10 protein-coding genes and 1 pseudogene are annotated in these 6,245 nt (G+C 63.0%); 8 read left to right on the forward strand and 3 right to left on the reverse strand.

Translation table 11 applies throughout. The annotated features are described in order from the left end of the window. Positions 1-87 precede the first annotated feature (87 nt). From A5651_RS00615 to A5651_RS25805, 4 genes and pseudogenes are all read left to right on the forward strand, one after another. Complete coding sequence (locus tag A5651_RS00615) at positions 88-1,245, forward strand: low temperature requirement protein A (protein WP_066974525.1); 1,158 nt, start codon at positions 88-90, stop codon at positions 1,243-1,245. A gap of 94 nt (positions 1,246-1,339) precedes the next feature. Then, positions 1,340-1,888 (forward strand): annotated as a pseudogene (locus tag A5651_RS00620) (type 1 glutamine amidotransferase domain-containing protein); the annotation flags it as partial. A 410-nt stretch (positions 1,889-2,298) separates the two neighbouring features. Beyond that, on the forward strand, positions 2,299-2,601 hold the full coding sequence (locus A5651_RS25800) for an AI-2E family transporter (RefSeq protein ID WP_231988437.1): 303 nt from the start codon (positions 2,299-2,301) through the stop codon (positions 2,599-2,601). 519 nt (positions 2,602-3,120) lie between these two features. Continuing rightward, positions 3,121-3,270, forward strand: a complete 150-nt coding sequence (locus tag A5651_RS25805) for a hypothetical protein (RefSeq protein ID WP_231988439.1) — start codon at positions 3,121-3,123, stop codon at positions 3,268-3,270. Between the two features lie 33 nt (positions 3,271-3,303). Here the strand turns inward: A5651_RS25805 and A5651_RS00630 are convergent, their stop codons facing one another. After that, the gene (locus A5651_RS00630; protein ID WP_066974554.1) at positions 3,304-3,651 is read right to left on the reverse strand and encodes an STAS domain-containing protein; all 348 of its coding nucleotides are present in this window, start codon (positions 3,649-3,651) and stop codon (positions 3,304-3,306) included. 351 nt (positions 3,652-4,002) lie between these two features. Here A5651_RS00630 and A5651_RS00635 point away from each other — a divergent pair, with 351 nt between their 5' ends. From A5651_RS00635 to A5651_RS00645, 3 genes are all read left to right on the forward strand, one after another. Beyond that, positions 4,003-4,569, forward strand: a complete 567-nt coding sequence (locus A5651_RS00635) for a type 1 glutamine amidotransferase domain-containing protein (RefSeq protein WP_066974527.1) — start codon at positions 4,003-4,005, stop codon at positions 4,567-4,569. Positions 4,570-4,596: 27 nt separating this feature from the next. Then, a complete protein-coding gene (locus A5651_RS00640; RefSeq protein ID WP_066974529.1) occupies positions 4,597-4,893 on the forward strand; it encodes a putative quinol monooxygenase in 297 nt (98 codons plus the stop codon). Between the two features lie 69 nt (positions 4,894-4,962). Continuing rightward, the gene (locus A5651_RS00645) at positions 4,963-5,382 is read left to right on the forward strand and encodes an aldo/keto reductase (RefSeq protein WP_066974531.1); all 420 of its coding nucleotides are present in this window, start codon (positions 4,963-4,965) and stop codon (positions 5,380-5,382) included. A 23-nt stretch (positions 5,383-5,405) separates the two neighbouring features. Here A5651_RS00645 and A5651_RS26335 read toward each other — a convergent pair whose 3' ends face one another. Together A5651_RS26335 and A5651_RS26340 are read right to left on the reverse strand one after the other, a co-directional pair. Then, positions 5,406-5,534: a hypothetical protein gene (locus A5651_RS26335; RefSeq protein WP_369803892.1), complete on the reverse strand. Its 129-nt coding sequence runs from the start codon at positions 5,532-5,534 to the stop codon at positions 5,406-5,408. 269 nt (positions 5,535-5,803) lie between these two features. Next, positions 5,804-6,025: a helix-turn-helix domain-containing protein gene (locus tag A5651_RS26340; RefSeq protein ID WP_369803893.1), complete on the reverse strand. Its 222-nt coding sequence runs from the start codon at positions 6,023-6,025 to the stop codon at positions 5,804-5,806. Between A5651_RS26340 and A5651_RS00650 the strand changes: the two genes are divergently transcribed. Further along, a partial coding sequence (locus A5651_RS00650; protein ID WP_197496490.1) for a helix-turn-helix domain-containing protein occupies positions 5,939-6,245 on the forward strand: 307 nt, incomplete at its 3' end. The genes A5651_RS26340 and A5651_RS00650 overlap by 87 nt on opposite strands.

Here is a 6,245-nt window from a genome sequence, read left to right on the forward strand (position 1 = left end):
CCGCATGTCTATCGGAGAACGGAATTGGCGAGTGAGGTATCTGCGGGCAGGAGTCCCGACGCATCCGCTGCCATCCGGAGCGACACCGTGAACAGCGACGGCGAGAACTTCAACGACCAAGGCGGTGCACGGTCGGAGGGCAACCTCGAACTCTTCTTCGATCTGGTGTTCACGTTCGCCATGTCGCAGGTGACTCAGCTGATGCTGCATGATCTGTCCCCGACCGGCTTCGGCCGTGCGGCGCTCGCACTGCTCGCGGTGTGGTGGGCCTGGGTCGGCTACACCTGGCTGATCAACACCTTTGACACACAAGGGGTCCGGCATCAAGCGGTTTTGATCGCCGCAATGGCCGCAATGTTAGTCGCGGCCGCGGCGCTACCCATGGCGTTTTCCACGGGGGCGCTGGTGTTCGCGATCGCTCTCCTCGTGGTTCGGTTGATTCACGTCGCGAAGTTCGTCGCCTATTCGTCGGATGAGGACGCTGAGATGCGGCGCAGCGTCTTGCGGATAGCGCCGGCGTTCGTCGCGGCGCCCGCCTGCATTGTGGCGGCCGCCTTTGTTGACACGCCTGGCCGCGAACTTCTGTGGGTGGCTGCTGCGGTGATCGACTACGGCGCGCCTGCCGTCCTGGGTCTCGGCGGGTTTCGGGTCTCGCCGTCGTATTTCGTGTCCCGCCACGGCTCGATCATCATCATCGCGCTCGGTGAGGCGATCGTCGAATTGGGCGGGGGTGCAAACGATCTCCACCGTTTCGCAGTGATCTCCGCCCTGGTACTGGGGGTTGCCATCATGGCGACGTTCTGGTGGACCTACTTCGGGTTGGCGGGCGGCGCCGAGGAGCGGCTGGAGCAGGCCACGGGTACCGAACGAGCCAACCTCGCGCGTGACGCCTATAGCTATCTGCATCTTCCAATGGTGGCCGGCATCATGCTTTTCGCCGTGGGCGCCCACGCCGCCGTCGCGGACGCCACCGCGCCGCTGCCGTTCCTGCCAGCGGTCGCACTTGCCGGGGGGATGGCGCTGTTCTATTTGGGCGACGTCGCCTACAGATGGCGCGACCACCATCAAATTCCGATCGACCGCACGGCGACAGGGATCGCCGCCGCGGCGACCTTACCGCTGTTGTCGCATATGCCTGCGATTGCGGGACTCGCACTGCTCACCGCCATCGGATGCGTTCGGCTGGCATGGGAGCTGTGGCGGCGGCCGCGCATCGGCACGGGTGTAGCAGGGCAGGCGCGGTGACGCAGGAGAGCACGTCAAACGGTCGGTTGAGCAACCAGCTGACGGTCGAAAGAGTAAGCGGCGCTTCGAGCGTCACGACATTGACAGGAGGATGATGTCAAACACACGACGCCTCTCAGGGCGAAAGATCGCGGTGCTGGCAGCCGACGGCTTTGAAAAGGTCGAACTTGTGGTTCCACTGCGTGCACTGCAATTGGCCGGCGCAAAAGCCGACATCGTGTCGTTGCGCAAGGGCCGGATCCGGGGTGTGAACCTGCACATGCCCGCGACCCGGGTGGGTGTGGACAAGGTGATTTCTGACACCGACCCCGACGCCTACGACGGACTGCTACTTCCGGGGGGCTTCATCAACCCGGATCTTCTGCGCCAGTCGGCCCTCGCCCGCGATTTCGTTCGCGCGTTCGACCACAGCGGAAAGCCGATTGTCACGTTGTGCCACGGTCCATGGGTGCTGGCATCGGCGGGTTTGCTCCCCGGTCGGACCCTGACGTCGTGGCCCGGCATCCGCGACGACTTGGTCAACGCCGGCGCTACCTGGCTCGACCAAGAAGTCGTGCATGATCGCAATCTCGTCACAAGCCGAGGGCCGCAGGACATGAGAGCCTTCCTACCCGCCATGCTGGACATCTTCGCCGAGCCGACGAAACAGTCGCAGGTGGTCTCCGACCATGACGGCTCCGATCCGGCGCTTGACCGGCCTGTTGGTTGGGCGATGGCGGCGTTGCGCTGGTCCCCGAAGCCCTCGATCGCGGCACTGGCCGGTGCGGCCGCCGCCGCGCTGACGCCGCCGCTGCGTAACCGGGTGTCGATCCGGAACTAGGAACGCCTCGAACTAGGCTACCCACGGCCCCCCGAATAGGGGATCAGCCTATGACGCAACAAGTTACGGCTCGTCACCGCCTCGTAGGCCAGCTCACACCGAGGCTGAGGGTCCGATCGCCGAAGCGGAGAGACGCGCGGCACAACTTCGCTCACCCGACGAACCACTCGGTCCACCCGGCCCGCGGGTCGACTGGCGGTCGCCGTTCTATCGGGTTGACAGGTGCCGCCGGGGTGGCGGTGACCTACACCGCTGTACGCGCGCTGCAATCGGTTTCGTCGATGCTCCTGCTGATCGCTGCGGCATTCTTCATCGCGCTCGGCCTCGAACCGGCGGTGTCGTGGCTCGTCAACCGAAAAGTACCGCGGTGGGGGGCGGTCACGGTCGTACTGATCGCATTCTTCGCGCTCTTCGTGGGATCGATCGCGGCGTTCATTCCACCCCTGTTTCAGCAGGCGCGCCAGTTCGTGGACCGCGCGCCGGGGTTATATGCAATCGGTTCAGAACCATTCCCCCTGGATCGCCGGACTCAATGATCGATTCGATTTACAGCAACGGCTCACGGGCGCGATTCACGACCTCGGCGGTTCGGCTGTCGGTGAGGTAGTGAAGGCAGGAAGCACGGTCCTGGGGGGAATCGCTGACCTGTTTGTTCTCGCGGTGCTGACGGTCTACTTTCTGATTTTCCATCCCGCGTATCCGAGCGACCCTGTACCGCTTCGCACCGAGGTCCCGTCGCGCTCGGACAATTCTGATCGGCGACCAGATCTGCGCGAAAGTCGGTGCCTATGTCCTTGGCAACGTAGCGATTTCGGCAATCACCGGGCTGGCCACCTTCGTTTGGCTTGTCGCGTTCGGCATTCCGTACCGGTGCTGCTCGCAATATTCGTGGCTGTGCTGGACCTCGTGCCATTCGGATCGACCGTGGCGGGCTTGATTGTCGCGGCCGTGGCCCTGACCGTATCCCTCCCAGTGTCGATCGCCACCGTAGCCTTCTACGTCGTGCACCGTTTTGTCGAAGACTATCTGCTGGTACCCAAGATCGTCGGCGCGCGGTGGAAATCCCGGCGATCACCACAGTGCTCGCGGTGCTCATCGGAGGGAGTCTGCTCGGCATCGTCGGAGCGCTGGTTGCCATACCAGTGGCGGCGGCAATCCAGCTCATCGTGCGCGAAGTGCTGTTCCGGCGGTTGGACGACTGGTGATTGCGCCGCCGCCGTCAGGGGACGAGTGCTTTTTTATACGATTTCGAACAGTTCGGTTACGTCTGCTGCTGCCAGGGCAGTGCCGACCACACCTTCATCTGCCCCGACGAGGCAGAGAGAGATGTCCGATTCGCCCGCACGGTCGGCGGCGGCCACCAACACGCCGACACCGGCGGCGTCGATCTCGGTGACGTCGGATACGTCGAGCGCCACCAATTCGGGTGTCCGCCGGAACTCGGTCTCGACGGTTCGCCAGATGGACGCGGCAGCGGCGTATGACAATCCACCGGCAATGCGGATGACGCTGCTGTCAACGGTCTTGCGCCGCACCTCGATATGAACCGAATAATCAGCCGTCGCGGCGGTGTTGTTCTCCCTCATTTCACCCTCCACGAGCGAGAAGGCAGGGTCCCGCATCCGATGTGCGGGAAGAACTGCGGCCACACTTGGTCGTGCTGTCTTCGAATTATCCAGGGTCATGCTCAATTGGAAAGCGGGTCAGCGAGGCCAATCTGCGGCGTGGAATTCGGCCTGCTGGCACGAGCCGAAGTCGATAGATCTGCGAAGTACTGGCGGATTGTCACCTGTCTCCGCCCAGCGGGGCCGCGACAACTCCACGGTGCGCCGGGTGAATATCCAATTGAATTTTTCATCCCGCCGGGTCGAGGACATCCGTGGTCTAGAAGCGAAGCCTAGGGGGTGCGTAACCGTTGCGACGAAAGGAGAGTCACCATGGCTGATACGTTGCAGGGCAGGCGCGTTGCGATCCTAGCCGCTGACGGTGTCGAACGGGTCGAGTTGGAGTCCCCGCGACAGGCGCTTCAGGACGCGGGCGCGGAGACAGAACTCTTGGCACTGAAGACGGGTGAGATTGTGGCACGGAACAACGACCTCGAGTCGGCGGGCACATTCACCGTCGACCGGGTGGTCGGCGACGCATCGATCGACGATTACGACGCGCTGTTGCTGCCCGGCGGAACTGTGAACCCCGACAAGCTCCGTATGGATGAAACCGCCGTCTCGTTCGTCGGTGCGTTCTTCGCCACGGGGAAGCCAGTCGCGGCGATCTGTCACGGGCCTTGGACTCTGGTCGAGGCTGACGTAGTCGAAGGCCGCACCCTGACATCATTTCCCAGCCTGCGTACCGATCTGCGCAACGCAGGGGCCACGGTTGTCGACGAGGAAGTCGTCATCGACGGGAATCTGACTACCAGCCGGTCGCCAAGCGACCTGCCGGCATTCTGCGCAGCGATCGTCGAGCAGTTCGCGCAGGATCCTGCGGCCGTATCGGGACGATGAACTTAAACGCACCTGAAGGGATGAAGCATGGCTAATAAGGCGCTACTGGTACGGCTGGAAGCAAAGCCCGGCAAGGAAGACGACGTCGAGCAGTTTCTGCTCGACGCACTGCCGCTCGTCGAGCAAGAGCCCGACACGCAACCGTGGTTCGCAGTTCGGTTCGGCCCGTCGACTTTCGGCATCATCGACGCCTTTCCAGACGACGCAGCACGTGAGGCGCATCTCGGGGGCGCCGTCGGACAAGCCCTTAAGGAAAAGGCAGACGAACTGTTCGCTTCGTCGCCCGAAATCAGCAAGCTGGATGTCCTCGCCGAAAAGCCTTGACGCGGGCGACGGTCGGGGAGAGACCTTCGCTGACCCGGACATCGAGCCTTGAGTTTGGAAGGCGCAGTGATGAATTCAGCCCAGTCTGTACTGTTGCCTACCGGCGAGAAGATCGCCGCAGTCGGCCAGGGCACCTGGCATTTTGCCGAAGCTCCTGGCCGGCGGGCCGAAGAGGTCGCGGCGATACGTCTTGGCATCGACCTCGGAATGACGGTGATCGACACGGCCGAGATGTACAGCAACGGCGCTGCGGAAGCCTTGGTCGGCGAGGCGATTGACGGACGGCGCAGCGAAGTATTTCTTGTCGACAAGGTGCTCCCGCACCACGCGACGCGCGAGGGTACCCGCCGCGCCTGCGAGGCAAGCCTGGCCAGGCTCGGGATTGATCATATTGACCTCTACCTTCTGCACAAGCCGGTGAGTGAGAACCCCGTCGGCCCGCCTTGCTTCTCGGGCGAGGACACGCACGAGGCCGAGCCAGTCCTGTGAAAGCCGGTTGTTCAACATCATTTTTAGCGAGAAGGTGATGCGCCGGTGACGGGTCGGTCCAACATCAATTCGAGCTGCGTATGCATCTCTGCCTCCGACACCTTCACGCATATCTCATGGCAGTCGCTCGACCAGTTCAAGTCCACCGGCATACCTGGTGTGAAGACCGCTGCCGACCCAACGGAGGTCGTTTCCGTCCTGCCGTCACGCCATGCAATTGTTGGCGACACCTTACAACGGGGCCTCGATGAAGTACGCCGTCACTTCGTCTCCGGCGATGGAGACCTCCGTACCGAAGCGAAGGTAACCTGCCGTCAGCATCGGCAGTCGCTCAGCCCTGACAGGATGTCCGCCGCCTCCTCGGTGTCGCCGCTCTCGATCGGCGGGGAGGTTTTGAAGGTGACGTCGCTGATCGACACGGCTACCGCGCAGCCTCCGGGTAGAGGAAGCGCCATGCCCTTGTTGCCGCGTGGAGGTTGAATCGGGTGTTGACGTTGCGGAGGTCATAACCGGTCAGCTCGCTGATGCGCGCCAGTCGGTAGCGCAAGGTGCTGCGGTGGATGTGCGACTGCATTCCGCCGCGCCCGCCGGTGCATCGGCCTACGACGAACTTGGTTTCTACCGTCTCATCGACGCTGCTCATGCCAGCGGGGCCGTCGAAGACTTCATCCGTGAATGGTTGGGTGCGCTTCTGGATTACGACACGGCGAAGAAGTCAGAGCTCGTCCTCACCCTGAGCCAGCACCTGGAAGCCGGTGGAAATTACGATGATTCGGCGAGAACGCTGCACATCCACCGCAGCACCTTGCGCTACCGACTGGCGCGCATCAGCGAGCTGACCGGTTATGACCTCCGCAACGTCA

Source organism: Mycobacterium sp. 1274761.0, from assembly GCF_001668615.1.
GTDB lineage: Bacteria > Actinomycetota > Actinomycetes > Mycobacteriales > Mycobacteriaceae > Mycobacterium.